Origin of the sequence: Methanosarcina sp. 2.H.T.1A.6 (assembly GCF_000979455.1) — an archaeon.
Classification (GTDB): Archaea; Halobacteriota; Methanosarcinia; order Methanosarcinales; family Methanosarcinaceae; genus Methanosarcina.
On the sequence record NZ_JJOY01000041.1, the window covers coordinates 33,793 to 57,564 of the forward strand.

Sequence of the window (23,772 nt, forward strand, 5' to 3'; positions counted from 1 at the left end):
TTAGATCTCAAAATATCAACCCTCCGTAGTGGATTAACAGAGTATAAGGTATAATAAAAATTGGAAAAATAAAAAGTGGAGCCGAAAAATGGAGATTTCCCGCCTGCTGAATGAAATAAAAGCTTCCAGCCGATATGAAAACCAGATAGTTCATATTGAAGAAAAACCTGCAAGGGACGCCCTTTATTCACCTCTTGAGCTGAAGGAGCAGGTAAAAACTGCCCTTTCAGGCATTGGAATCGAATCTTTATACTCCCATCAGGCTGAAGCGATCGAAAAGATCCGGGAAGGAAAAGACATAGTGCTCTGCACAAGCACGGCAAGCGGAAAGTCCCTTACTTACATGATCCCTATTTTTGAAACTGTCATGAAAGACCCTGAGGCTACTGCCCTTTATATATCTCCCCTCAATGCCCTTGTAAACGACCAGTTAAAAGCCTTCCTTGAATTTGAAGGGGCACTGAATTCCGGAGCAGGCATAGCCCGTTATACTGGCGCCCTGACTGCAGCCCAGAAGAGAGAAATCAGGGAAGGGCAGACTAATATTGTTTTCACAAACCCTGAAATGGTACACATGAGCTTCCTTGCCTGGCACCATCTCTGGAGACGCTTTTTTTCAAACCTCAAATTCATTGTTGTTGACGAGAGCCATTACTACAGGGGAGTTATAGGAAGTAATATGGCAAACGTGCTCCGAAGGCTTCTCCGGACTGCCGAACACTATGGAGCTTCCCCGCAGTTTATCTGCTGTTCGGCAACTATAGGCAACCCGAAAGAGCATACCGAAACCCTGCTGGGAAGGGAAGCAGAAGTAGTTGAGAATAACGGCTCTTCACACGGCCCCCAGAAATTTGTGTTCTGGAACCCCCCTCTTTACCTGAATGGAAGGGGGAGTACAGTCAGAAAAAGCAGTTTTTCCGAAACCTCAACCCTTTTTACGCGGGCAGTCCAGGCGGGGCTCCAGACCCTTGCATTTACGCGGTCAAGGCAGGGAGTGGAGCGCATGTATAAGAGCTGCAGGGAACTTTTGAGGGAACGCGGCCTCGCTTCCGCTGTCTGTTCTTACAGGAGCGGCTATTTTGACAGGGAGAGGGAAGAGATCGAAAAGAAAATGAATTCGGGAGAACTCAGGGGCGTCATTTCCACAAATGCCCTTGAACTCGGGATAGATATAGGAGGGCTTGATGCCTGCATTCTTGACGGCTATCCAGGCACGGTTATGAGCGCAAGGCAGCAGGCAGGCAGGGCAGGCAGGAGCGGAAACGAAAGCCTTGTCCTTATGGTAGCCGGCACAAATGCCCTTGACCAGTATTATATGAGAAACCCGGACGACTTTTTTGCAAGAAGCAGCGAAAATGCAGTACTTAACCCTAAAAACCCCTATATCCTTGCAGGGCACCTGCTCTGCGCAGCAAAAGAAATTCCTCTCAGGGTATCCGATGAAAAGTACTTTGGGAAAGGGTATCCAAGAGTTGTTGAGCTTCTGGAAGCCGAAGGGCTGCTTGCAGGCAGTGACCTGAAGTATTCCACTGACCCTTTCCCTTACAAACAAGTCTCCCTGAGAGGGATAGATAATAATACTTACTCTCTTCTTGCTTTTGAAGGGGAAAAGAGCTTTCCTATTGAAAAGGACATAGAGGAGACCCTGGCTTTCCGGGAGTGCCATCCGGGTGCGGTCTACATACACAGGGGAGAACCTTTCTACATAAACAGGGTCGACCACGAGAAAAAGGAAATCCATGCCGTAAAGACGCACGACAACTACTACACAAAACCCATGATAGATTCCTCGGTCTTGGTGCGGGAGACATATGCGGTAAAACCTCTCCGGCACGCTCCCGAGGTGGAGGTGGGGCTTGGAGACGTGGAGGTAACGGACACGATCATAGGGTACAGGAAAATCCGGACCCACAGCGACGAGACCATGAGTGCCCATGACCTTGAGATGCCTCCGATAACCCTTCAGACAGTTGCTCTCTGGCTTAAACTCCCAAACAGGCTGCAGGAGCTGATCGAAGAGCACAAGCTCGATTTTGCAGGCGGGATCCATGCTGTTGAGCATGCGATGATTTCCATGTACCCTCTGCACCTGCTTGTGGACAGGAGCGATGTGGGAGGGGTTTCAACTCCTTCCCATCCCGACCTCGGAGGCAAAAGCGGGATCTTCATCTACGACGGGCACAGGGGAGGAGTCGGGTACGCTGAAAAAGGCTATGACCTGATTGAAGAGGTCCTCGACGGCACCTTAAAAGCCATTGAAAGCTGCCCCTGCGAAAGCGGCTGCCCTGGCTGTATCCAGTCCCCCAAGTGCGGAAACAACAACGAACCCCTTGACAAGCACGCTGCAGTCATGCTTCTGCACGAACTCCTGGGAAAAGCCCCCTACATCCCCCCTGAGAAAAAAGAAAGGCACCTCTCTGAAGCCATAGCCCTGAGGCAGATCCCGGAAAAAAAGGACTCAGGGGATGCCCTTGACAGGGTCAGGAGGCAGCTCAGGCGGGAGACCATAAAACAGGATCCGCAGGAAGGACAGGAGAAAAAGGAAAAGACCTTCATTGCCACGGACGAAAATGGGGGAATGCTTGGAGTCATCTCGGCTCCTTCCCCGGAAAAGGCTGCAGCAAAAACCTTTCACCACAAACTCGCAGGGCAAAAGGAAGCTACGAGAGAAAAGCCCATTGATATCCGGGTCAGGGACCTTGGGGCAGGCAGCGACTACCACTTCAAGGTCTGGACCGAGCTTTTCAAAAGCACAGAAAATGGCGCATCTGATACGGAAGAACAGAAAAAGGCTGTGAGGAAACTGGTTATTAGAAGAATGAACTGAGGAAAGGAATAATTTTCAGACTCTTTGACCTTCCTCATTTCAGGCCAAATTTCAAATAAGATTTCATCAACCCTCTGCCTCTTATCAATATTAATGACCTGAACTAACATCCCGGACTGTTAGCTGATAACTTAAAATCTCCATTCGGATTATTTTTAATTGCATGTTTATTACAGTTCCGGTGGGCCCTGATTAACCGTATATACTATTCAGAAAATCTCCGATTTCCTGAGATCCCGAGGTGCGACTCGGGTAGCGCAACTCGGGCGATAGAAGATATTTCAAAGAGACTTTGGGACAAGCATATACTTTTTACATATATTTTAGTGGATGGCTGAAAGTTTTTTATATTGAGAGTTACATATAGTTAGGTAGTGGGAAAGAATATTAAAATAGTGGGAAAAGGAGGAGGATTATTTGCAAAAGTTGTTTTTTCTGATGGTGTTTACCTGCCTATTTATGGCCTTTATGCTTGCACTTTCGTTCGTCAATTTCCAGTGATTGATCAGTACACTGGTAACCACTGGTAACTGAAATATGAACATAAAGCCTGTCAATGGAAGGGTCTCAGCGTAGATACTGTCCTGAATCCTGTGGAATGCTTGAAGAAAGTAACCTGCGGGTACTCACGGGCACAACTTCTACATCCCGAATACGGCATGATACGGCTTTTTGCCGAAGAATCTCGAGACTATATTCATCGGAGGCAGGTGTAGCATGGAGGTGGGTGTAAATATAAACAGGAAATATAATAATATGCTAAAAACGGTGGGGAATTTACAGAATTTCGTAAAGAAATTTATATTCAAAATCTTAAAGAAATTCACAGGTTATTCCGGTGCTTAACGTTCAAAACTCCAGGGGAGTTACCCATGGGTGACGAAAACCAGGCTGTAGAAAAAGAAAAGATAGACTCTGCATATGATGTCATAATCATAGGGGCAGGGCCAGCGGGGATGTTTGCAGCTTACGAGCTTGCAGCCGGGAAGCTGAAAATTCTTGTTATTGATATGGGCAGGGACATTGATAAACGCCTGTGCCCCATGAAAACCCAGAGCTACTGCATGCACTGCACTCCATGTGAGATCATGTGCGGGGTTGGGGGCTGCGGGACGTTTTCTGACGGGACCCTGAACCTGCGGCCTGACATAGGAGGAGACCTTGCAGCCCTGACCGGAGACCAGACAGAGGCCTGGAAACTGGTGGAAAGGGTTGATAAAGTTTTCCTTAAATTCGGAGCGCCTCAGGGTGCCCTCCTTACCGAAGGCCCGGAAATAGAGGAGTTAAAACGCAGGGCTGCCTCGGTCGGAGCCCGGTTTATAGAGATAAAGCAGCGGCATATAGGTTCGGACAATGCTCCTGTAGTCATAGGATGCTTCAAACAGGACCTTGTTGATAAAGGTGTGGATTTCCTGATTGAGACCGAAGTCCAGGACCTGCTTGTTGAAGGCGGAACGTGCAAAGGAGTTATACTCTCAGGCGGAAGAGTTGTCCGTGCGCGTTACGTGCTCCTGTCGCCTGGAAGAAGGGGCTGCAACTGGGTCTCGGAAATGATTGAAAAACATGATCTTGAAGCCCGTTACGGAGGGATTGACATAGGAGTCAGGGTGGAAGTCCCTGCAATTATTATGGACCCTGTAACGAAAATCAACCGGGATCCCAAGTTCCATATACAGAGCCGCCGCTATGATGACTTTGTCAGGACTTTCTGCACCAACATGCGCGGTTTTGTCGTAAAGGAAGAATATGAAGACTTTATTGCAACCAACGGCCATTCGATGGCAAACACGGAATCCGAAAACACCAATTTCGCTTTCCTCGTCCATATCGAACTGACCGAGCCCATGGAAAACACAACCAAATACGCCCGTTCAATCGCAAAACTCGCAACAACGATCGGCGGAGGAAAACCTGTCCTCCAGCGCATGGGCGACCTCAGGCGCGGACGCCGTTCTACAAAAGAGCGCCTTGCCAAAAACCTGGTTATAAACACATTAAAAGATGTCACACCCGGCGATATCTCAATGGCTCTCCCGCACAGGATAGTCATGGACATAATCGAAGGCCTTGAGACTTTAAACGAGATCATTCCCGGCGTTGCCTCGGACTCAACCCTGCTTTACGCCCCTGAAGTCAAGTTCTACGCCATGCATCTGAAAGTCGACCGCCAGATGGAAACCAGTATCATAAACCTCTTTGCAGCAGGAGACGGAGCAGGGCTCTCAAGGGACATAGTCAATGCCGCTGCAACCGGAATCATGGCTGCAGAAGGGATTATAAAAAAGGTAAAGGAAGATCAAAAAAGGTAACAGAAAATCAAAAAAGGTAACAGAAGACACAAAAACAAATTGTAGATTCTAAGGATTGAAAAATGACTAAGAAAATATTTTAGTTTTTGTTTTGTTATAATTTTGCTTTAAAAGAGGTTGCGTTCCCATCTCAAAAACCTGGAAATTCCGAAAGGAGTTAAAAGATTTAACTTTTTAACTTTTTGTTTGGGAAGAGTGTTGAGGTATTTGACTTGGGGGGTGAGAGTTTTTCGTTTTTTAATTTTAGTGTGGGGTAAATCTTTTTGGAGTAGGTGTTTGTTTGCTAGTGGGGTGTTCAATTGATGAGAACGCAATTCATACTATGCATCTGGGGTATATATTATTTTTAATGTATAATCGCGACGCAGTAATGTAATCATTAGTGAATTAGAATAATTCAGGGGCAAATAATCTAATGTTAGGTCAGTAATATAACAGACTCTAAAATAACAATATCTAAAAATTAAAAAATTGATCAACAGTGATCATACCTGCAAGAATTTCAAAAATACACGAAATTTAATAGTAAAAGTAGGAACGGCACTGAAAATTACTTACCTTCTAACGTGATAAGATTGAAAAATGACTAAAAAAATATTTTAGTTTTTGTTTTATTAGTTTTTGTTTTATTAGTTTTTGTTTTGTTATTATTTTGCTTTAAAAGAGGTTGCGTTCCCATCTCAAAAACCTGGGAAATTCCGAAAGGAGTAAAAAGATTTAACTTTTTAACTTTTGTTTGGGAAGAGGGTTGAGGTATTTGACTTGTGGGGTGAGAGTTTTTCGTTTTTTAATTTTAGTGTGGGGTAAATCTTTTTGGAGTAGGTGTTTGTTTGCTAGTGGGGTGTTCAATTGATGAGAACGCAATTCATACTATGCATCTGGAGTATATATTATTTTTAATGTATAATCGCGACGCAGGAATATAATCATTAGAGAACCCGGATAACTGTTAGTTTGATAGTTTAATGTTAATCGTTAGTATAATCTAATTTAAAAGTCACAAAAAAAGGTAAAAGGGTGCTGAAAAGTCGTCATGCCTGCAAGAATTGAAAAAACACAAGAGATTTAATAGTTAAAGTAGTGAACTACACTGAAAATTACTTACCGTTTAATGTGATTGTGAATTCTGCAGGATGACTGTAAATGGAAGAAGCCGATAAAAAAAAGATGAGTGAACGGGATATCTGCTCGAAATTTATCACACCTGCGATCAAACAGGCTAACTGGGTAGACCGCCAAATCCGGGAAGAGGTGAAACTTACAAACGGCAGGATCATTGCAAGTCTATTCCAAAACCAAACCATGCACATAAAAGAATTCGCTCCCGAAAAAGCCTGTTGTGCCAACCAAACAGAAACCTAACAAGCCTGAAAAATCAAAGTCGAAGATATAATCACCAGCAACTACAACCTCAACATTAAAAACCCCAACACAATGGAAAACGATCACGGTGACCCTGAAGAACTTCTTGCTGAATACAAAGCCCTGCTCGACGAAATATCAGATAACGGGACATGACTTCAGGAAGAACTTATAAATGCTTTTATCTATAATTAAACTTTATAATAGAGTGAGGTTTAGATATGGGATATTTTTGTTCGGTTTGCAAATCAGATATAACGGATGCAGAATTCAATTATTCAATGGACAGATACGAGCAAGCTCTATGCAGGCAGCATCAGAAAGAAGTTACCAATCATCAACCTTCGGAAACTTCCAAAGCTCCGCCATACTCATCAAATCCTGATCAATCAGTCAATTTTTCCAAAAGGGATAGCAATTTTGTGGAAAATATGATCAAAGGAAGAATTGCTGAAACTCTTATCGAAGAATTATTCCTCTCCCTCAATTATTCAGTCTTCAGATACGGCATGGAAAACACCGTTCCCGGAATCATGAAACTTCTCAGGGGCGTCCGAAGTGACGTTGCCACAAACATCCGCAGGATGCCCGACTTTGTAATCCAGAACAACAAAAATGGGGAAGTCTTCTTCATAGAAGTCAAATTCCGAAAAGATGAAGTATTCACCTCTGAAGACCTGGACAAAGACTACCCCTATGAAAACTGCTACTTCGTCGTCGTCTCAAAGAAACACATCAAATGCATAACCTACGAAGAACTTAGAACCGGAGAGGCAGTAACCCCAACTTCCAAAAACTACCTTGGCAACAGAAAAGAATTCGAACTTGACAAGGACGTAATCATCCAGTTCTGCGACTTTGCAGTCAAATTCTTCTCAGTCGTCTAAAAACCAATAATAGGCTTAAAAATGAATCAAGAAACCCTTTTTAAAAACTTTAATTTTTTGTGAGACTCCAAATGTAATCGCAATGCGTGGGAACTATTTTTACAGTAGGGGTTCTCCATCTCCTCAATGAACAAAAGCACATCGTTGAGAAAGTCGAGCAGCTCATGGGTTTGTGTGATGAACTCGAATTAAAACTGAGAAAGACGCGGGGAGATAGCGGGAAACTTATGGGAACGGTTGTTCGGGGTTTGTTAGAGGGAGCTGTTGTAGAAATATAAAAAAGAAGTTATGAAAAATCTCCCCCGAAAAACCATATTCACTATCTCGACCCTGTCTTTTCACCGAGCGCAGCTCGGGCAATCCGAAAAAGCACAAAAGAAGACAGATTTTTAGCACATAGAATTCTACGGATATCTAATTCACTGGTAATTCCATATTTACATTTTTTACTTATCATAGTATTCTGAAATTGATTAATGCCTTATTCACGAGCAACAATAGAGAGCAGATTTAATTTATAGCTCTTCTAAATCAATTCTTTTGGACATATACTAATATTTAGTTATATAGATTATTTATTAATAAATATTTTTTAACAACAGGCTTATCTTATCCCAGTATGGAATTAGATATAATCCAGAAAAGGGTTAGTGTAATAGTAAACAGGTCATGAGCACATTGGGAAATAATATCAAGCGTCTGGGATTCCCACAAGGGAAACACAAAAGATGTTTAGAGAACTCTTGCTATGAACTGAACACCTACACTGAGACGTTAACAATTACCTCAAAAGGAGAAATTAGGTCATTTTATTGGAAAGACAAAGCGCCTCAATTGATTGAAAAGTGGGGGGAAGAAAAAGCAAGACGTTTTGGAATACTTTTCGCGTATTTATTCGTGACTACATTTTTCATACTGATTCTGGTTTATGCCCTCCTGGACCTCTTCGAATTTTTAGAGAATGCATTCTGGTGTTTTGTTCTGGCAGCAGTTGGGGCGATTATTTACTTTGGCAGCCTTTCACGTCAATATACAGATGCAGCAGCTTATCACAAAAGTTCAAGATGCAAAAAATGTAATCGAGATTTTGCACTTGAAGAATTTAAAGATCCTCTTATTACGGAAGTAAGCACTCTCGACAAATATAAGATAGCGAGGACAAAGTACTGGAAATGTAAGTTCTGTGGAACTGAAGATTACAGGACAGAAGAACTCGATTATAATAACCACAAAGGTAAAAAAAGTAAACAGAAGGAAGATACCTGTAGAATATGCGAGAAAGAGTTTGCAATGTCGGAATATAGGGACCCAGATGTGAAAAAAGTAGACAATGTAGAAACAACAGTCAGGCACTATAAATGTTCAAATTGTGGCTTTCAGGAAATTACAATAGAGAAGGGGATTATAGAGGAAATAAATATCCAATGAAGTAAAGAATTTAATAATAACTCCGCAGTTGTTTCTTCCTAAAGTTAAAAAAGCAGGGTAGATGTGAAACACTAATGGGGATAGTTTTCAAGGGTTAGTTTATGAGGACACTGCAGAAATATAAAATATAGTTCTGGAAATCTTTCCGGAAAACCATATTCATATGTCTTTCACAGGGTGCCAGCTCGGGCCAGTCTGAAAAAAACATAAAAGAAGAAGGATTTTCAGCACATAGAATCCCGTACTTACTTTTTTATTTGTTGTGGCATTCTAGATTTATTTTATGTAATTATTCGCTACAACCAGAAAAAATATATTTGCCACTAGTTTTAACATTAATTTCTTTGAATACACACCAGTATTTAGCTATATAGATTTGGAGGTAATAATTATTACTTAACAAAAGGATTATCTTATTCTGAGATATACATAAATATAATCAGGGAAAAAAGGCTAGATAATTGGAAACTGGTCACTGATATTTTGAGCATCCATAAATATGTAGAATTTCCAGTAGGCGTAAACAAAAAATGCATAGATGATGTTTGTTACGAACTGGACAGAGAAACAGATAGATTGACAATAAGCTTGGAAGGCGATTTTAATAGTTTTCCTGATAAACTAGCTCCTTATCTTGTCAACCGATTTGGTTTAGGGATGACAAAACTCATAAAAATATTGACTATGTATTCATCCATTTTACTGTTCTTCCTGTTAATTTTAGAAATGATTTTAGAAAAAAATAGCTCGCTTTCACCGACCATGCTTTTCTTTGCAAGCTTGACATTTTTTGTCATTTCTTCATATATGTCTGAAATCGAGAATTACTATAACATTTCCAAATGTAAGAAATGTGGTAGAGATTTTGCTTACGAGGAAATTAAAAAACCTCTTATCAAAATGGTAAGTACTTACGACAAATTTGAAAAAACAATAACAAGGTACATGAAATGCAGGTACTGCAATAATAAAGATATCAAGACAGAAATCGACTACAAAAATTCTAAATCCAAATCAAAAAAGGTTAATAAAAATAGAAAAACCTGTAAAGGATGCGGAAGAAAGCTTGCTTTAGCAGAATACAGGTACCCTGATGTGCATCAGGAGTATTATAACGCTTTTAGAACAATCAAACACTATAAATGTACAAGTTGTGGGTATATGGAAATCAGCATAAAGTACGATTACATCGCTACAAGCTGAATAAAAATTGGATTAACAATTTTCGATTTCACCGAGAAGTTTCTCTATTAATGGTTTTACGGAAGGGATGTCATCTTTTATTGTGCTCCAGACGACTTCAAGGTCAACCCCGAAATAACCGTGAATCATTTTATCACGGGCTCCAGTCATTTTTCTCCACGGAACTTCAGAATGCTCCTTCTTCAAGGATTCTAGCAAATTTTTTGTTGCTTCGCCTATTATTTCAATAGCCCAGGCTTCTTCTCGAATTGAACCAGAATGTCAAGGTCACTATCCTCAGTTTGTTCTCCACGGATATAAGACCCAAAAATCCCAAGATAGCTTACACTATATTTCTCTCTTAATTCGGGTAGATGTTGCCTTAATATTTTGATAAAATACTCTGCGTCTTTTAGCTCTGAGAAGGCATTGTTTCCGAAGGTCTCCACTTATTTCCACAGAAATTTTATTTTAACACTTAATTTCTCACTAACGAGAATATATGTACGTATCTATTTGTCATTTTCTCCAATTTGCATTATTAAAAAAGCATCTACGGAAATATTGACCGGATGCGAGCCTGGGCCTTTCCGAAAAAAAAATCCAAAAAGCATGATCAATAAACCGAACCCCTTCAGGGAACATATGCGGATATTGCGCTCTTTGTTTCCATATATTTATGCCCACAATACCTGCACCTGTAATAGCTGGTAATTTTTATTGTTTGTGACCAGTCATCATATACCACTGGTTTTCGGGTTTGCACATAAGCAAATTCTCTCCCGCATTTTTTACATATCCTTGAGAGGTAGTAATCTCTTGCTTGATAGAAAATAGCTGCAAGTAAAAGGAAAGGGATACCCAGAAAGAAGGTTATTCTTGATTGTAGCTCGCTGCCGATAATAAATAATGCAATGCCCACTCCAGCAGATACTATGCAGAAAAAAAGAAGATTTGGTTCCCCATATCTAAAAATCAGATATGAAGAGGTTTTTGCTTCAAAGGATGGGCTTTCAATATATGGCTTGTGACAGTCCGATAATGCCTCTTTAGCGTTATCAACCTTCGAAGAAGCAGATTTTTCTCCAAACATATGCTCTCCATTTCACTAATTTCAACCGCAAATATATCTCATCACTGAAGTCCTGGAGTTACATCCTTTTTTTCCACACACTCCTGTCCACAGTACTTGCATTTGAAATAATCATAACTATCTACACTATGTACCTCAGTCGCAATTTCTGTATCCCGAGTCTTCACATAAGCAAATTCTTTTCCGCATCTTTTACATTTTCTGGAGAGATAATATTCCCTCAAAATAAAAAACCAGCAACCAAGAATCAGAAAGAGAGAACCCAGAAGGAATACTTGAGAGCCCTCTTTAATCAAACCGTAAATGAGTATAATAGCACCTGCTATCAAGAAAACCATACTTATAATGTAAACACGGTATTCTCCGAACTTCAAAATGAAAGATTCTGAGATAGCCCCTGTAACAGACATATTCTCAACATAAGGATTATTGCAGGCATTTTCTCGAGTTTTTTCAGATCCACTGTTCCCCTTTGAAGGTGCAAATTTGTCCCCCAACAAATAGCCTCCTTACTCGCATATTACACCTGAGCTTATTTTTCTATACATCATCAAGGAACATAAATATTCCCACCAAGCGCAATTTAGGGTTCTTTCAAAAAACAGAAGCAAGAAGCAAGAAATTGAGCACGCTGAATTCAGCGAATTTAATTTATTATCTGAAAACCTGCACAAGATCACTTTGAAATTTTATTTACTTATTTGATACTAAGGAAAAGCCGCACTGCGCGCGTACAAGATTCGTTAAAAATGCTAGTGATGTTGCTTCAGTTCAGAAAAGATCACTTATCTAGAGAGAGTTACTACAGAAAAGTAAAAAAAGTTATGAATCTTCGCCAAAAGTTAGTCCTCTTGAACGCAGCGAAAAGGACCGCGTACTGTTGCGATTACATCGCAACTCCCAGAAAATCTTCGATTTACTGTGATCCCAAAGCGCAATTCGGGTGGCGAAAAGCAGGAAGCGAAACAAAGATGGAAAAGAGAATTGAAAAAACATCTGTAATATGGGGATTGGGCATCTGGATATTGGGGAGTTGGGGGGTATGGGGGGTTATTAAAAAGAGTTAAAAACAAGTCTTTAATGACCTTTCCAGATGCCCAGTATTTTAGTAGATTTAATGATATATATAGTTAAAGATTAGTCGTTTATTCGTGAAGTACCATCAAGGCAACTGTATGTGATTTGCAGGCAAACGAATTAAACTAAAAATAGAACCAGAGTTGTTCAAAGTCCTCTTGAACAAAGCTCACTGCGAGAAACTATAAATTAGCCCCCTTGAGCAAAGCGAAAAGGGCGGCGTACTGTTGCGATTACATCACAACTCCTAGAAAATCTCCGATTTCCTGAGGTCCCGAGGCGCAATTAGAGAAATACAGCCTGTAATTTTGTAGCTTAGTCCTCTTGAGCGCAGCGAAAAGGACACCGTGCTCCCGAAGCGGAACTCGGGAAGGACAACAGGAACATTGAGTGCAAAGGAATTTAATTTTGAAGCTTCATTTTTCCGGGATCTGTTTAATAGAGATATTTGATCATGGATTTCTTTCAGGTTACCAGTTCAGATTGGTCAAACTCATGATCTTTTATCCCTTTTTCACTTATCCTTTGCCTGAGCAGGTCAAGCACTTCTTCATCCGAGACATCATACCAGTTTTCATAAACCTGGGCAACAGCCCTGAAATAGACAGGTATATCGAGTACTACGAGTTCGTCGGCTTCTTTTGCTATCGCGTCTGCTGCCTCTCTTCCGGCCACAGGCACAGCAACTACAATTTTTCCTGCCTTCCGGGCTCTGCAGAGTTTAATGGCTACCCGCATGGTAGAACCCATAGCAATCCCGTCATCGACAAGGATTATTGTTCTTCTTGAAAGTTTAGGTAGGGGATTTCCTCCTCTGAAAGCATTTACGCGCCTTTCGACCTCAGCAATCTGTTCCTGTTTGATCTTTTCAATAGTTTCCCTGGCGAACCAGTAGCCGGCATTTTTTATAATAAAGGTACTCCCGTTCTCGGCTATTGCCCCGAATCCGGCTTCAGGGTTGTCAGGAAAAGGCAGTTTCCTTACAATAATAAGGGAGAAATCAGCTCCCAGCTTCCTTGAAACCTGCAGTCCCACTTCCACTCCCCCGCGCGGAATAGCAAGGATCAGAGGGTTTTCAGGCCTGTACCTTTCAAGAGCTTGAGCCAGTTTCTCTCCTGCATCTTTACGGTTTTTGAACATACTTCCTCCTCAGCTTCCCCCTTAACTTCCTGAGTTTGTCCCTCTTTTAATACCCCATTAAAAAACAACCCTTACAGGTGGGCTGTAGACCTCAACTGAAGAGCCTGATGGGAGGGTCGTTTCCGGCAGGCAGAGGGCCAGTACCTGCTTTGCAACATCTTCCGGTTTGAGAGTCGGCACATCGGAGTATATGGAGTGGTACATCCGGGTGTCCACACCTGCAGGGCAGACTGCATATACCTGCAGCCCTCCTCCCACCTCGTAGGCAAGGGCTTCGGTTAGGCCTATTATCGCAAATTTCGAGGCGCAGTAAACCGAAAGCTTAGGAACCCCACGTTTTCCTTCCTCTGAAGCTATGTTGATGATCCGGCCGTTCCCCCGCTTCAGCAACTGGGGCAGAGCATACTTTGTGCAGTAAAAAATCCCCTTCACGTTTGTGTCCATTATTTCATCATATTCCTCTGTCGAGGTTTCCACAAGGTACTTACTGTATGCTACTCCGGCATTATTCACCAGAATGTCAATCCTCCCAAAGGCATTTACTGCCTTTGAAATAAGGTCCTTAACGTCTCTTTCTACCCTGAGATCGGTCTTTACTGCAAGAGCCCTTCCTCCTTTTCTCTCAACCAACCGGGCAGTTTCCCTAATCTCTTTCCCGGTTCTTGCAGCAATTACAACATCGGCTCCTTCTCCTGCCAGCGCCAGGCAGATGGCCCTTCCAATTCCTCTTCCCCCACCGGTTACAATAGCTGTCTGACCTTTCAGTTTCATAGAAGTCCCTTTATTAATTCTTTAGCAGGATGAAGGATATATCTTTGGAAGCATAGTTTCTGAGAAAGAGTTCTGAAAAGGAAATCATCAAGCTTAGCCCTGTTCAGGCTAAAAATTCGGACGGAAAACTGAACCAGATGTAAAACTGGATCAGATGTAAAACTGAACCAGATGTAAAACTGAACCAGATGTAAAACTGAACCAGATGTAAAACTGGATCAGATGTAAAACTGGATCAGAAGTAAAGCTTAACCTGAGCAAATATCCGCCAACAAAGTCATAAAGAGGGAGGAAAAAGACAATTCAGGCGGATTCTCCCTTGCATGCCTTTTCGGTTATCCGTAAAACCAATGTTTCCCATCCTTTATAGCCTATCAGAGCAGCGGGACCGGCGGGGCATAGACCTCGATGACCGAGCCGGAAATTATGTTTGACTCCGGGAGAGCCAGTTCCAGGACTTTTTCAGCAACGTGGTCCGGTTTGAGCACAGGCTTGTCCCTGAACATGGAATGGTACATCTCCGAGTCCACTGCCCCCGGGCAGACGGAATAGACCATCACCCTTCCGCTCAACTCGGAAGCCAGGGCTTCGGTCATTCCGTTTACCGCAAACTTCGAGGCACAGTAGACGGAAAGGTCTGAAAGCCCGTGCTTGCCTGCGCCTGAGGAGATATTAATTATCTTGCCGTTTTCGCTCTTTTCAAGATAAGGCACAGCGTATTTCGTGCAGAGGAAAGTCCCCTTAACATTTGTATCCATCATCTCGTCGTATTCTTCAATTGAGGTCTCCTCTATGTGGTTCATGTGTACGACCCCTGCATTGTTGACGAGGATATCAATCCTCCCACACTTCTCGATGGCCTTCAGGATCATACCCTCAACATCCGCTTCAGATCTCACATCTGCCTGGATCTCAAGGGATCTGCTCCCTATGTTTTTGACCATTCTTGCGGTTTCTTCGATTTCTTCCCTGTGCCTTGCCACAATGACAATATTTGCTCCCTCTTTTGCCAGCGACAGGCAGACCGCCCTCCCGATCCCTCTGCCTCCTCCAGTTACGATTGCTGTTTGGCCTTTTAAGCTCATCATCGGTATCACCTGTACTTGAACAGTTTTATCCAGTAATTTTTTATTTAATCTCAAATTTAATAATCGGATCGGAGGACGCATATACTTTTGGAAACATAGTTCCATAATAGGGTTCAGGAATAAATATCTCTTTCAAACTTAATTTCTTGCGACATGTTCTTTCATACCTGGTTTCAGGTTCTTTTTCTATTGATTAACTTGCCTTCCTTGAAAAAAAGCACTGATTTCTCCGGAGCCCTGGCTGAGTTCCTGATGGCAGGAAGATGAAAGTTAGAACTGCCGGTTTATTCCAGATATTCTTCAGGTTCACTCCAGATATTCGCCGTCCAGATAGCAATACTTCCAGTCTTCTCCGGGCTGGAAAGACTGAATTATGGGGTGTCCGGTCTCCTGAAAGTGTTTTGTTGCATGCTTGTTTTTTGACATGTCACAGCACCCCACGTGCCCGCAGATAAGACATATCCTCAAATGAACCCACCTGTCTCCGCTTTTCAGGCATTCCCCACAACCCTTTGAGCCCGGTTCTACATCTTCTATTTGTATCAAATCTTTGTGTTCACAAACCATGGTTTTCCTTCAATTCAATTTCTTAAAACGTGAATCATGTGACAGTCACCTTGCTAAACCTCCACCTTGCAATAAGAAACATTATTCCTGCAAAAGCCAGCAGGGCAAAGAAGGAGACAAGGATATCGCTCTGGGTGTAAGTATAACGGATTCCTATCGCAGAAAAGTCGCTCCCTATTGCAAAATACCTGATCCCGCTGACCAGATGGGTAAGGGGATTGATTGTGGACAGGGCCCGAAGCAGTGGAGGAAAAGAACTTACAGGATAGAGAGCATTGCTCGTGAAAAAGAAGGGCATGGTAAGCAGGGTTATCACTGCCTGCATTCCTTCCGGGCTTTCCATGCTTATGGCGATTGCAGCCGAGAGGAAGAGAAAGCCCAGAGAAAATATCCCGACAAAGAGCATGATCCCGAGCAGGGAAACTAGAAGCTGCATCGGGCTGTAGCCTTCAAAAAACTGGACCCCGAGCAAAATCCCGAACCCCATAATAACGGAGGCCTGGATAAAGGACTTGGTCATGCCTGAAAGCCCTATCCCTATAATGATGTGGATTCTCGGAAGCGGGCTTGAAAGAGTTTCCCGCATAAGCCCCCAGTTTTTGTCAAAGAGCAGCACGGTCCCCCCGAAGAGGCTTGTAAAAAGCGTGGTCATGGCAATGACGCCTGCCCCTATGAAGGTAAGGTAGTTAACAGACCTGACCCCGGGAAAGACAGGGAGAGTTGCAGTCACCCGATCAAAGTTGTTGGACATCGCAATTCCGAAAAACGCAAGCCAGAGAGCCGGCTGGACAAGAGACGCAAACAGGAGGGTCCTGAACCTGACAAACCTGAGCATATCCCGCCAGTAGATGGTAAGAAACCCCGTGTGCATCTTTTAACGCCTCCCTGCCCGCACGATTGCCACCGACCCCTTCTCTGCTCCCTCGTCCCTGAACTCCCTGCCGGTGTAGTGGACAAAAACATCATCCATTGAAGGTTTTTTGAGGTTTACGGCCTTAACCCTGATCCCCCCGTTTCGAAGTAGATCCATGATCTCAGGCAGCAGATAGGTGCCGTCTACATTGACCATGACAACTATTCCCTTTGATTTTTCCCTGATCCCTTTTACACTGGAAAGCCCTTTGAGCAAACCTGAAGCAGCAGCATTGTCACTGCTTTCCAGGTAGATAAGGTCCTGTCCAAGGGCGTTTTTTAACTCCCAGGACTTGCCTGTGACGATAATTTTTCCGTGGTCTATGATGCTTATCCTGTCGCTGAGCTGGTCGGCTTCGTCCATATAATGGGTTGTCAGGAAAATGGTTGTGCCCTGCCGGTTGATATCCTTCACATATTCCCAGATCCTTATCCGGGTCTGAGGGTCAAGCCCGAGTGTAGGCTCGTCCATGAAAAGCACTTTTGGCCGGGTCATAAGCCCCCTTGCAATCTCAAGCCTGCGTTTCATCCCACCGCTGAGGTGCCTTGTCAGAGTATCCCGCTTTCCTTCAAGTTCGACCAGTTTAATAAGCTCTTCAATCCGTTCCTGCCTTGCAGTTTTCGGCATGGAATAGAGCCTTCCGTGGTACTCCAGGATCTCACGCACAGTCATGTCCCGATCAAGGGTCAGCTCCTGAAAAACGATGCCTATGGATTCCCTCACCTTTTCAGGCTCTTTTTCCACGTCATAGCCGGCAACCTTTGCTGTCCCCTTCTGGATCATCAGCAGGGTGGTGAGGATATTGATTACAGTACTCTTCCCAGCCCCGTTTGGCCCGAGAAAAGAGAAAATCTCGCCTTCCTGAACAGTAAAACTGATGTTATCGACGGCTTTTACGTCGCCGAAGGAATATTCAAGGTCATTTACCTCGATGATGCTGCCTTCCAGTGTCAGGACCCCTATCCCTTTTCCTAAGGAGATTCGACCTTAAGCGATAAATAGATACTTTACTTCCGGGATGGCATTTTCCAGAAGTCCAGTTAAAGTGATCTAAAAAAGTTTTAAAATATATTTGAAGGAAAACCTGTTTTGAGCCGAAAGACCCTGGTTATGAACCATAAGTAGCTTAATCCCAATAAAGAGTCAGGATCTACTTGTCTCATACCCAGGGCACTCACCGCCCGCTTTGTGGGCGGCCTTTTGAGAAAAGCAGATTTCTGATAAATGATTGTAAAAAAGTTCCAGGCCGCAAAGCAGCCAGGCTTTTTTTTCTGCGAAGGACGTCTCTATTCTTAAGGCCTTCATTTTCCAGAGATAAATAACTTAATTCCCTATAATATACTCCTTCAAATCCGATTTCAGAATCCTTTCGATTTCTCCCCAATTGCTGTCCCTGGTTTCGGTAAACATGTACCCGAAGAAGCCGTACTTCTCATGGTCGGCTTTCCTGAGTTCCAGGGGCTTTTCAAGGTCCGAAAGCAATTTTTCATAATCAAAAGCCTTTATTTCATTCAAATTCAAATCTACCGGCTTGTTCAGCATCACAAGGCAGAAGCTCTTTCCCTCCCTGCCTTCGAGAATCCTTTTCCAGTCCGGTTCAAGCTGCCTAAGGAAGTACCTGTAAGTGTTAATCCCATATGCAAAATAGGCGAGATCTGTTGTACACCAGCCGGCAAAACGCATGGGGTTCACCTCAATGGGCTGGATTCTCCTGTCGTTACCTATCCGCAGCTCGATATGGAGGGGGAAATTCTTAAGCCCTGCCAGTTTCCCTATTTCCTTCAAAAGGTCTTCCACAGCTTCCCGATAAGTTTCTATAACCGATTTTGAAGTAAAGTATACCCTGTCGCTAACATCGTTTTCCGAAGAGAAAATGTGCTTGAAGATGTTCACGACTACCGGCTTTCCTGCACTGTTGAAGTAAGCATCAACCGCAAACTCTTCTCCTTCGATATTTTCTTCGATAATAAACTTCCCGGTATCAAGAACCTGCACCGGATAGCGTCCCTTAATTTCCTCGACTTCGGCTTTTATGCGCTGAAGGACTGAAAACCATTCCCCATCAGTTGAAACCTTATACACCCCAAGGCTGAAAAAGCCTACAGAGGGCTTTATGATGAAGGGCTTTTTGATATCCTCAACCCGGATCTCATCCAGCTTTTCAAAATCAACGCCCTGGAAATAGAAGTCAGGATATATCCTTTCCAGCAGTTCTCTGAATTTGATTTTGTTCTTGAAAAGTTCAATTTTTGCAGGCAGCCCTGTAAAATCCAAATTTTCAGAAATCCAGCCAAGGGAGTTTTCGGAGTTGGAATAAAGGGAACATTCACCCTTTTCTTTTATTAATTTTATAAACTCAGCTTCTTCAAGGAGCCTCAGCTCTTTTTTGGCATTTATTTCGGTTGCCATTTCATTTTTTAAAACAGGAATCTGCATCTCTGCAGCAGTATCTTTTAAAAATTCGGAGACGTAGGGGTGGTCGAGAATTATCATTTTTCTAACCTTTTTATGGTCTATCGGCCTGAAACCTGAATTCAGATAATAAGAGATAGGTTAGTAATATTTATTTTGGCGCTATTAGAAATCCCTTCATCTTTTTGTATCAGGATGTGGTGCGGGAAATAAGTTTTAAGAGAATGTTTTTGTCATCGGAGTCTATCCAGCCGGTGAAATAAAGGACTGCAGCAAAAACCGGGATGGAAGCAGCGCTGAGGATAAGGATATCCATATATGGCCTGAACAGGATAATGAATAGAGATATCACGCCTGCTCCTATAAGGGGAGAAACGGCTCCTTTGAGCGGGTTTTCGTGTAAAAGGTTCTTATGAATCCAGAAAATCCCAAAAATCATTGACCCGAATACTGAAAATACAGTCGCGATAGCAGCACCTACGTAGCCATTTGAAGGGATCAGTATCAGGTTTAAAATTACGTTTAGAAATGCGGCTAATATGGCTGTCTTTGAGATTATTTGCTGATTCCCGCTCGAAACGCATGTGGAACTGATAAGAACACTTATGAACGTGATAGCTGTTGCCCAGATAAGGATTTGCAGCGCAATTACTGATTTCTGATATTCGGGCCCGTAAAAGGTCAGAATGATTTTCTCCGAAGTAAAGGTTACCAGGACTGCAATCAGCAGACCTGCTGCAAAAAGGTACTTAAAAGTCCTGGCATATGCAAAACTGAATGAATCAAAAGAATCCTTAAAATATTTTGACATCAAAGGAAATGTGGAAGTTGTAAACGCTGTCGGAAGGAAAACAAGCGCATCCGTAAGGCGATATGCAGCAGAATAAAACCCGACTTCAGCATCTCCCCGTAAAAAGGAGAGCATAAGGACATCAATCCTGAAATATACAACAGTAAAGACCGAGGCGACTGCAATCGGAATAGCTTCTTTTAATAGCTGTTTTATTAAAGAGAGATCAACATCGAAGGATACTTTAACTAATTTTTTTGAGAAAATGATCATCAATAAATTATGTATAAGGGTGGCTGAAACCGAGGCAAAGATAAAAACATTAAGTGTCGAATGATTTGCAACAGCCAGAAAAATAAAAGTAAGAAGAAAGACCCTGCTGATCAGGTTGAAAAATAAAGAGTATTCCATTCTCAATTTTGCTTCATATATAGTTCCGTAGGCTCCGGTTCCGCTGATAAGCAGTCCGAGAGACACTATATACAATGCATTTTTTGTGGAGGGAGGGAAATTTATGATATTTATAATAATAAAAGCTAAGGTTAATGCTACGAACGCAAGGAAGAATTTTATTATCGTCCCGTTGCCGATCAGTTTCCCTGCTTTTTCGGGATATTTTGCAGCCTCCCTTACAAGTATTTGATGGACTCCCAGGTCAGGGATGAAACTGAAAAAATAGATAAAAGCAAAAGCAAAACAATATATTCCGTAGTCCTCGGGGCCCAGGTAACGGGCAATGTATAACATGGCGAAGAAACTGAGAATGTTTGTTGTTATGCCGTTAAGAAACAAAAACCCGCTATTTCTCGCAAGGTATTTAATAGTCTGCATAAAAATATCTATAAGGACAATGTGACAAAGGAATATAACTTTATTGTTGAACTTATTCTGAAGCCATTATTAAAGTGTGCACAAAAGAATACATCTTCCGGAATAAAATTCGTTGGAAACTGGTGAAACTCCTTAATACGGCAACTATATATCCTTGCAAATTTCTTTAGTTGTTGGGGAGAGTGAATTATTTGTGTATGTTTTGATAACGCCTGTTAAGGATGAAGAAAAGAATCTTCATGAGGTAATCGAGTCCGTAATTTCCCAGACTGTAAAACCTGTTCTCTGGTTGATTATTGATGATGGAAGTACTGACAATTCTCCAAAAATAATACACAGCTTTGTGTCCAAACATGCCTGGATAAAAACTATACGTTTGCCGCCTCATCCGAGAGACATAATTTTTCACGTATCTTATGTATATAAATCCGGATTTGATTTTATTGTAAAATATTGCGGCAGACATAAAATCCGATATAGTTTTATTGCTTCAATGGATGCGGATACAGTACTGGAAAAAGAATACTTTGAAAAGATATTGCATAAATTTGAATCCAGCAATAAGTTAGGTATTGCAAGTGGAGGACTATACCATGAAATTGATGGAAAATTAAAGCTGTCCGGACAGGCTGAAAACTTCCCATCAGGCACCGGAAGAGTCTGGTCAAAAGAATGCTTTTTTGATACTGACGGTTTTTCATTAGAACCTTCTGCGGATTCAATCTCAAATATAAAAGCCATAATGAGGGGCTGGCAGATTCAAAGATTTAACGAAATACAGATGGTAGAAAAAAGATTAACAGGCAGTGCAGAAGGTTTGTGGAAGGGATACAAATACAACGGATACATGGCTTACTATCTAAATAAAAATCCAATCTTAATATTACTGAATGTGTTTAACTACACCCTGAAAAAACCACACTATACCGGAATAGCCTTTTTACTGGGATATATAAGGCCCTTTATTAAACGCGAAGAAAGAATAAAAGACAGGGAAATCCGGGAATATTACTGGACTTCGAGGTTAGTCGAATACAAGAATTTAGTAATTGGCAGACTCAAATCCCTGGTTTCCACAACTTAATAATACTTTTTTTCGGAAGAATTTCCGTTAAAAACGAGATTTTAAAATATTTTCTTCAAGCTCCAACTGATGGAATTTTGGAACTTATAAACTTGTTTTCTTCAAGAATCGTAAGCCCTTTTTCGGCCTTCAGTCCGGCTACTGTTTCGTTTCTCAAAATAGGAATTTGCAGTTCTGCATCAGTGTCTTTTAAAAATTCAGAGACGTAGGGTAGAGGATTAACATTTTTCGAACCTTTCCTATGGTTGTCCATATAATAATGAGAATTGTTCAACCAATCAAGAATAAATTTAACTCGATATTAGCTCCATAGTATGGAGTGAAAATATGAAAATCCTGAAAACCCTCTCCCGCCTCTACATTCCCGACCTAAATCCAGCCCTCGAATTCTACGAAGAACTACTTGGCACCCCCGCAACCATGCGTTTTAAGATCCCTCAAATCGGCCTGGAACTGGCTCAGGTAGGAGACATTTTGCTAATAGCCGGCTCGGATGAAGCTCTGAAACCTTTCAGAAGCACGCAGGCTACATTTCTTGTTGATTCCCTCGATGATTCCAGGGCTTATCTGGAAGAAAAAGGAGCAGAAATTATCCGGGGGCCGGTGAAGGTTCCGACCGGCAGGAATATGACAGTAAGACATCCGGACGGGGCGGTAGTAGAGTATGTGGAACACTCAAAATCCCCGTGAAAGAAGTTCGATCAATTCAAGCGGCAAAATCTGTAAAATCGCTGTTTAAAGTTTAAAAATTGATTTCTATTGTAGTGGGAGGAAAACTTCCTGCCGTTAAAATTGACCTGTTTATATATAATAACCCATATGATTTTATTTTAAGCTCCCAGTAACTTTACTATAGTTTACTGATGGAGACTCCTTGAAGGGGATAGTATATGAACAGTAATGTCAAAAATCTACGTTTTCCGCCTCTGCCCATTGAAGAATGGGAAGATACGAAGAACACGCTGCACCTGTTTCTGCAGATCGTGGGGAAAATAAGGCTCGGGTTGTTTCCGAAAAAGAACCACTGGTGGCACGTGCCTTTTTATGTCTCGGTGCGCGGGCTTACGACCGGGCCAATTCCTTACAGGGGCATAACTTTTGAGATGGAGTTTGATTTCAAGAACCATGTTTTAAGGATCGAAACAAATGAGTGGGCTTCCAGGACCATTCCCCTGAAGGGACTTTCCGTGGCTGAGTTTTATGAAAATGTGTTTTCATGCCTGAAAGACCTCGGGATTACTGCAGAGATCAGGGCGGTCCCTTATGACGTACCTGCCATAAGCACCAAGCCTTTTGCAACGGATGAAACGCATGCGACATATGATGAAGAGTATGTGAAGAGGTTCTGGCAGGTCCTTGTACAGGTCGATTCGATCTTTCAGGTTTTCAGGGGCCGGTTTATAGGGAAAAGTTCTCCTGTGGCTTTCTTCTGGCACCACGTTGACCTCTCTCTTTCCCGGTTTTCGGGTAGAGCTGTCCCTGTGAGAGAGGGAGCAGGTGTAGTTGAACGTGAATCTTCTTCGCATGAGATAATCGGCTTCGGATTCTGGGCAGGGGACCCGAATGTAAGGGAGCCGGCTTTTTACGCTTTTATGCACCCGCAGCCCGAAGGGCTTATGGACGAGCCGCTGAGCCCTAAAGAAGCTTTTTGGAGTCCTGAATCCGGGCTTGCCCTTCTCATGTATAACAGCATCAGGGAAGCGGAGGCTCCTGAGCAGAAGGTGCTGGATTTCCTGGAAAGCGTGTATCAGGCAGGGGCAAAAAAGGCTAACTGGGATATAGAGGCTTTCAGGCTCCCTTCATATGAAAAAACTTGAAAAGCACCTTAATGAGCGACCTAAAGAGCTGCCTGATATACTTGAAAGGTGGAAAGAACTGAAACCTGAGTTAAAAATTAAAGAGTTTCCAGGCTTTTTGCCGGATTATCTCTTCAGTTTTTTCCCTTAACTTCTCTTTAGTTTCCTTTTTCTATTGACTTTTTGTTTAAGAAAAACCAAATCCTAAAAGTAGC

The 23,772-nt window shown here is 42.4% G+C and carries 23 protein-coding genes; 10 read left to right on the forward strand and 13 right to left on the reverse strand.

Features of this window, described 5'->3' with window-relative positions:
* Nucleotides 1-88 precede the first annotated feature (88 nt).
* The 7 genes from EO98_RS11880 (at nucleotide 89) to EO98_RS11910 (ending at nucleotide 10,016) form a co-directional block, all read left to right on the forward strand.
* A complete protein-coding gene (locus tag EO98_RS11880; protein ID WP_048140557.1) occupies nucleotides 89-2,827 on the forward strand; it encodes a DEAD/DEAH box helicase in 2,739 nt (912 codons plus the stop codon).
* An 872-nt stretch (nucleotides 2,828-3,699) separates the two neighbouring features.
* Nucleotides 3,700-5,136, forward strand: coding sequence for an NAD(P)/FAD-dependent oxidoreductase (locus tag EO98_RS11885; RefSeq protein ID WP_048140561.1), 1,437 nt, complete (start codon nucleotides 3,700-3,702; stop codon nucleotides 5,134-5,136).
* Nucleotides 5,137-6,279: 1,143 nt separating this feature from the next.
* Nucleotides 6,280-6,498: a hypothetical protein gene (locus EO98_RS18905; RefSeq protein WP_048137348.1), complete on the forward strand. Its 219-nt coding sequence runs from the start codon at nucleotides 6,280-6,282 to the stop codon at nucleotides 6,496-6,498.
* Nucleotides 6,499-6,779: 281 nt separating this feature from the next.
* Nucleotides 6,780-7,385: a hypothetical protein gene (locus tag EO98_RS11895; RefSeq protein WP_235284789.1), complete on the forward strand. Its 606-nt coding sequence runs from the start codon at nucleotides 6,780-6,782 to the stop codon at nucleotides 7,383-7,385.
* Between the two features lie 86 nt (nucleotides 7,386-7,471).
* Nucleotides 7,472-7,663, forward strand: coding sequence for a hypothetical protein (locus EO98_RS11900; RefSeq protein ID WP_048137352.1), 192 nt, complete (start codon nucleotides 7,472-7,474; stop codon nucleotides 7,661-7,663).
* Between the two features lie 391 nt (nucleotides 7,664-8,054).
* Nucleotides 8,055-8,813 carry a hypothetical protein gene (locus EO98_RS11905; protein ID WP_048137354.1) on the forward strand — a complete coding sequence of 253 codons (759 nt, stop codon included), beginning with the start codon at nucleotides 8,055-8,057 and terminating at the stop codon, nucleotides 8,811-8,813.
* Nucleotides 8,814-9,296: 483 nt separating this feature from the next.
* The gene (locus tag EO98_RS11910) at nucleotides 9,297-10,016 is read left to right on the forward strand and encodes a hypothetical protein (protein ID WP_156161125.1); all 720 of its coding nucleotides are present in this window, start codon (nucleotides 9,297-9,299) and stop codon (nucleotides 10,014-10,016) included.
* Between the two features lie 12 nt (nucleotides 10,017-10,028).
* Here EO98_RS11910 and EO98_RS17940 read toward each other — a convergent pair whose 3' ends face one another.
* The 12 genes from EO98_RS17940 to EO98_RS11975 form a co-directional block, all read right to left on the reverse strand.
* Nucleotides 10,029-10,214: a DUF86 domain-containing protein gene (locus tag EO98_RS17940; RefSeq protein WP_327037285.1), complete on the reverse strand. Its 186-nt coding sequence runs from the start codon at nucleotides 10,212-10,214 to the stop codon at nucleotides 10,029-10,031.
* A 20-nt stretch (nucleotides 10,215-10,234) separates the two neighbouring features.
* Nucleotides 10,235-10,444 carry a nucleotidyltransferase family protein gene (locus EO98_RS11920; RefSeq protein WP_082098592.1) on the reverse strand — a complete coding sequence of 70 codons (210 nt, stop codon included), beginning with the start codon at nucleotides 10,442-10,444 and terminating at the stop codon, nucleotides 10,235-10,237.
* Nucleotides 10,445-10,629: 185 nt separating this feature from the next.
* Nucleotides 10,630-11,088 (reverse strand): hypothetical protein, encoded by a 459-nt coding sequence (locus tag EO98_RS11925; protein WP_048137358.1) that lies wholly within the window; start codon nucleotides 11,086-11,088, stop codon nucleotides 10,630-10,632.
* 41 nt (nucleotides 11,089-11,129) lie between these two features.
* Nucleotides 11,130-11,585 (reverse strand): hypothetical protein, encoded by a 456-nt coding sequence (locus EO98_RS11930; protein ID WP_048137361.1) that lies wholly within the window; start codon nucleotides 11,583-11,585, stop codon nucleotides 11,130-11,132.
* Nucleotides 11,586-12,630: 1,045 nt separating this feature from the next.
* Nucleotides 12,631-13,305: a phosphoribosyltransferase gene (locus EO98_RS11940; protein WP_048137365.1), complete on the reverse strand. Its 675-nt coding sequence runs from the start codon at nucleotides 13,303-13,305 to the stop codon at nucleotides 12,631-12,633.
* Between the two features lie 57 nt (nucleotides 13,306-13,362).
* Nucleotides 13,363-14,076, reverse strand: a complete 714-nt coding sequence (locus EO98_RS11945; protein ID WP_048137367.1) for an SDR family NAD(P)-dependent oxidoreductase — start codon at nucleotides 14,074-14,076, stop codon at nucleotides 13,363-13,365.
* Nucleotides 14,077-14,450: 374 nt separating this feature from the next.
* Nucleotides 14,451-15,164: an SDR family oxidoreductase gene (locus tag EO98_RS11950; RefSeq protein ID WP_327037286.1), complete on the reverse strand. Its 714-nt coding sequence runs from the start codon at nucleotides 15,162-15,164 to the stop codon at nucleotides 14,451-14,453.
* Between the two features lie 306 nt (nucleotides 15,165-15,470).
* Complete coding sequence (locus tag EO98_RS11955) at nucleotides 15,471-15,731, reverse strand: UBP-type zinc finger domain-containing protein (protein ID WP_048131370.1); 261 nt, start codon at nucleotides 15,729-15,731, stop codon at nucleotides 15,471-15,473.
* A gap of 34 nt (nucleotides 15,732-15,765) precedes the next feature.
* Nucleotides 15,766-16,602: an ABC transporter permease gene (locus EO98_RS11960; RefSeq protein ID WP_048137369.1), complete on the reverse strand. Its 837-nt coding sequence runs from the start codon at nucleotides 16,600-16,602 to the stop codon at nucleotides 15,766-15,768.
* 3 nt (nucleotides 16,603-16,605) lie between these two features.
* Entirely contained in the window at nucleotides 16,606-17,625 is a 1,020-nt protein-coding gene (locus tag EO98_RS11965; RefSeq protein ID WP_311135558.1) for an ATP-binding cassette domain-containing protein, read from the reverse strand.
* 342 nt (nucleotides 17,626-17,967) lie between these two features.
* Entirely contained in the window at nucleotides 17,968-19,137 is a 1,170-nt protein-coding gene (locus EO98_RS11970; protein ID WP_048137372.1) for an ATP-grasp domain-containing protein, read from the reverse strand.
* 109 nt (nucleotides 19,138-19,246) lie between these two features.
* Nucleotides 19,247-20,677, reverse strand: coding sequence for a flippase (locus EO98_RS11975; protein ID WP_048137374.1), 1,431 nt, complete (start codon nucleotides 20,675-20,677; stop codon nucleotides 19,247-19,249).
* Between the two features lie 154 nt (nucleotides 20,678-20,831).
* Between EO98_RS11975 and EO98_RS11980 the strand changes: the two genes are divergently transcribed.
* Nucleotides 20,832-21,761 (forward strand): glycosyltransferase family 2 protein, encoded by a 930-nt coding sequence (locus EO98_RS11980; RefSeq protein ID WP_235283445.1) that lies wholly within the window; start codon nucleotides 20,832-20,834, stop codon nucleotides 21,759-21,761.
* 55 nt (nucleotides 21,762-21,816) lie between these two features.
* On the opposite strand, the gene EO98_RS11985 is transcribed toward EO98_RS11980, so the two are convergent.
* A complete protein-coding gene (locus tag EO98_RS11985) occupies nucleotides 21,817-22,014 on the reverse strand; it encodes a hypothetical protein (protein WP_156161127.1) in 198 nt (65 codons plus the stop codon).
* 74 nt (nucleotides 22,015-22,088) lie between these two features.
* Here EO98_RS11985 and EO98_RS11990 point away from each other — a divergent pair, with 74 nt between their 5' ends.
* Both EO98_RS11990 and EO98_RS11995 read left to right on the forward strand, forming a co-directional pair.
* Entirely contained in the window at nucleotides 22,089-22,451 is a 363-nt protein-coding gene (locus tag EO98_RS11990) for a VOC family protein (RefSeq protein ID WP_048137380.1), read from the forward strand.
* Nucleotides 22,452-22,651: 200 nt separating this feature from the next.
* Nucleotides 22,652-23,578: a DUF5996 family protein gene (locus EO98_RS11995; RefSeq protein WP_048137382.1), complete on the forward strand. Its 927-nt coding sequence runs from the start codon at nucleotides 22,652-22,654 to the stop codon at nucleotides 23,576-23,578.
* Nucleotides 23,579-23,772 lie beyond the last annotated feature (194 nt).

Excerpts from the sequence above, each read along its gene's own strand:
- EO98_RS11880 (WP_048140557.1), top strand. The coding sequence starts at position 89 with ATGGAGATTTCCCGCCTGCTGAATGAAATAAAAGCTTCCAGCCGATAT.
- EO98_RS11885 (WP_048140561.1), top strand. The coding sequence starts at position 3,700 with ATGGGTGACGAAAACCAGGCTGTAGAAAAAGAAAAGATAGACTCTGCA.
- EO98_RS18905 (WP_048137348.1), top strand. The coding sequence starts at position 6,280 with ATGGAAGAAGCCGATAAAAAAAAGATGAGTGAACGGGATATCTGCTCG.
- EO98_RS11895 (WP_235284789.1), top strand. The coding sequence starts at position 6,780 with ATGGACAGATACGAGCAAGCTCTATGCAGGCAGCATCAGAAAGAAGTT.
- EO98_RS11905 (WP_048137354.1), top strand. The coding sequence starts at position 8,055 with ATGAGCACATTGGGAAATAATATCAAGCGTCTGGGATTCCCACAAGGG.
- EO98_RS11925 (WP_048137358.1), bottom strand. The coding sequence starts at position 11,088 with ATGTTTGGAGAAAAATCTGCTTCTTCGAAGGTTGATAACGCTAAAGAG.
- EO98_RS11940 (WP_048137365.1), bottom strand. The coding sequence starts at position 13,305 with ATGTTCAAAAACCGTAAAGATGCAGGAGAGAAACTGGCTCAAGCTCTT.
- EO98_RS11945 (WP_048137367.1), bottom strand. The coding sequence starts at position 14,076 with ATGAAACTGAAAGGTCAGACAGCTATTGTAACCGGTGGGGGAAGAGGA.
- EO98_RS11950 (WP_327037286.1), bottom strand. The coding sequence starts at position 15,164 with ATGATGAGCTTAAAAGGCCAAACAGCAATCGTAACTGGAGGAGGCAGA.
- EO98_RS11955 (WP_048131370.1), bottom strand. The coding sequence starts at position 15,731 with ATGGTTTGTGAACACAAAGATTTGATACAAATAGAAGATGTAGAACCG.
- EO98_RS11960 (WP_048137369.1), bottom strand. The coding sequence starts at position 16,602 with ATGCACACGGGGTTTCTTACCATCTACTGGCGGGATATGCTCAGGTTT.
- EO98_RS11970 (WP_048137372.1), bottom strand. The coding sequence starts at position 19,137 with ATGATAATTCTCGACCACCCCTACGTCTCCGAATTTTTAAAAGATACT.
- EO98_RS11975 (WP_048137374.1), bottom strand. The coding sequence starts at position 20,677 with ATGCAGACTATTAAATACCTTGCGAGAAATAGCGGGTTTTTGTTTCTT.
- EO98_RS11985 (WP_156161127.1), bottom strand. The coding sequence starts at position 22,014 with ATGGACAACCATAGGAAAGGTTCGAAAAATGTTAATCCTCTACCCTAC.
- EO98_RS11990 (WP_048137380.1), top strand. The coding sequence starts at position 22,089 with ATGAAAATCCTGAAAACCCTCTCCCGCCTCTACATTCCCGACCTAAAT.
- EO98_RS11995 (WP_048137382.1), top strand. The coding sequence starts at position 22,652 with ATGAACAGTAATGTCAAAAATCTACGTTTTCCGCCTCTGCCCATTGAA.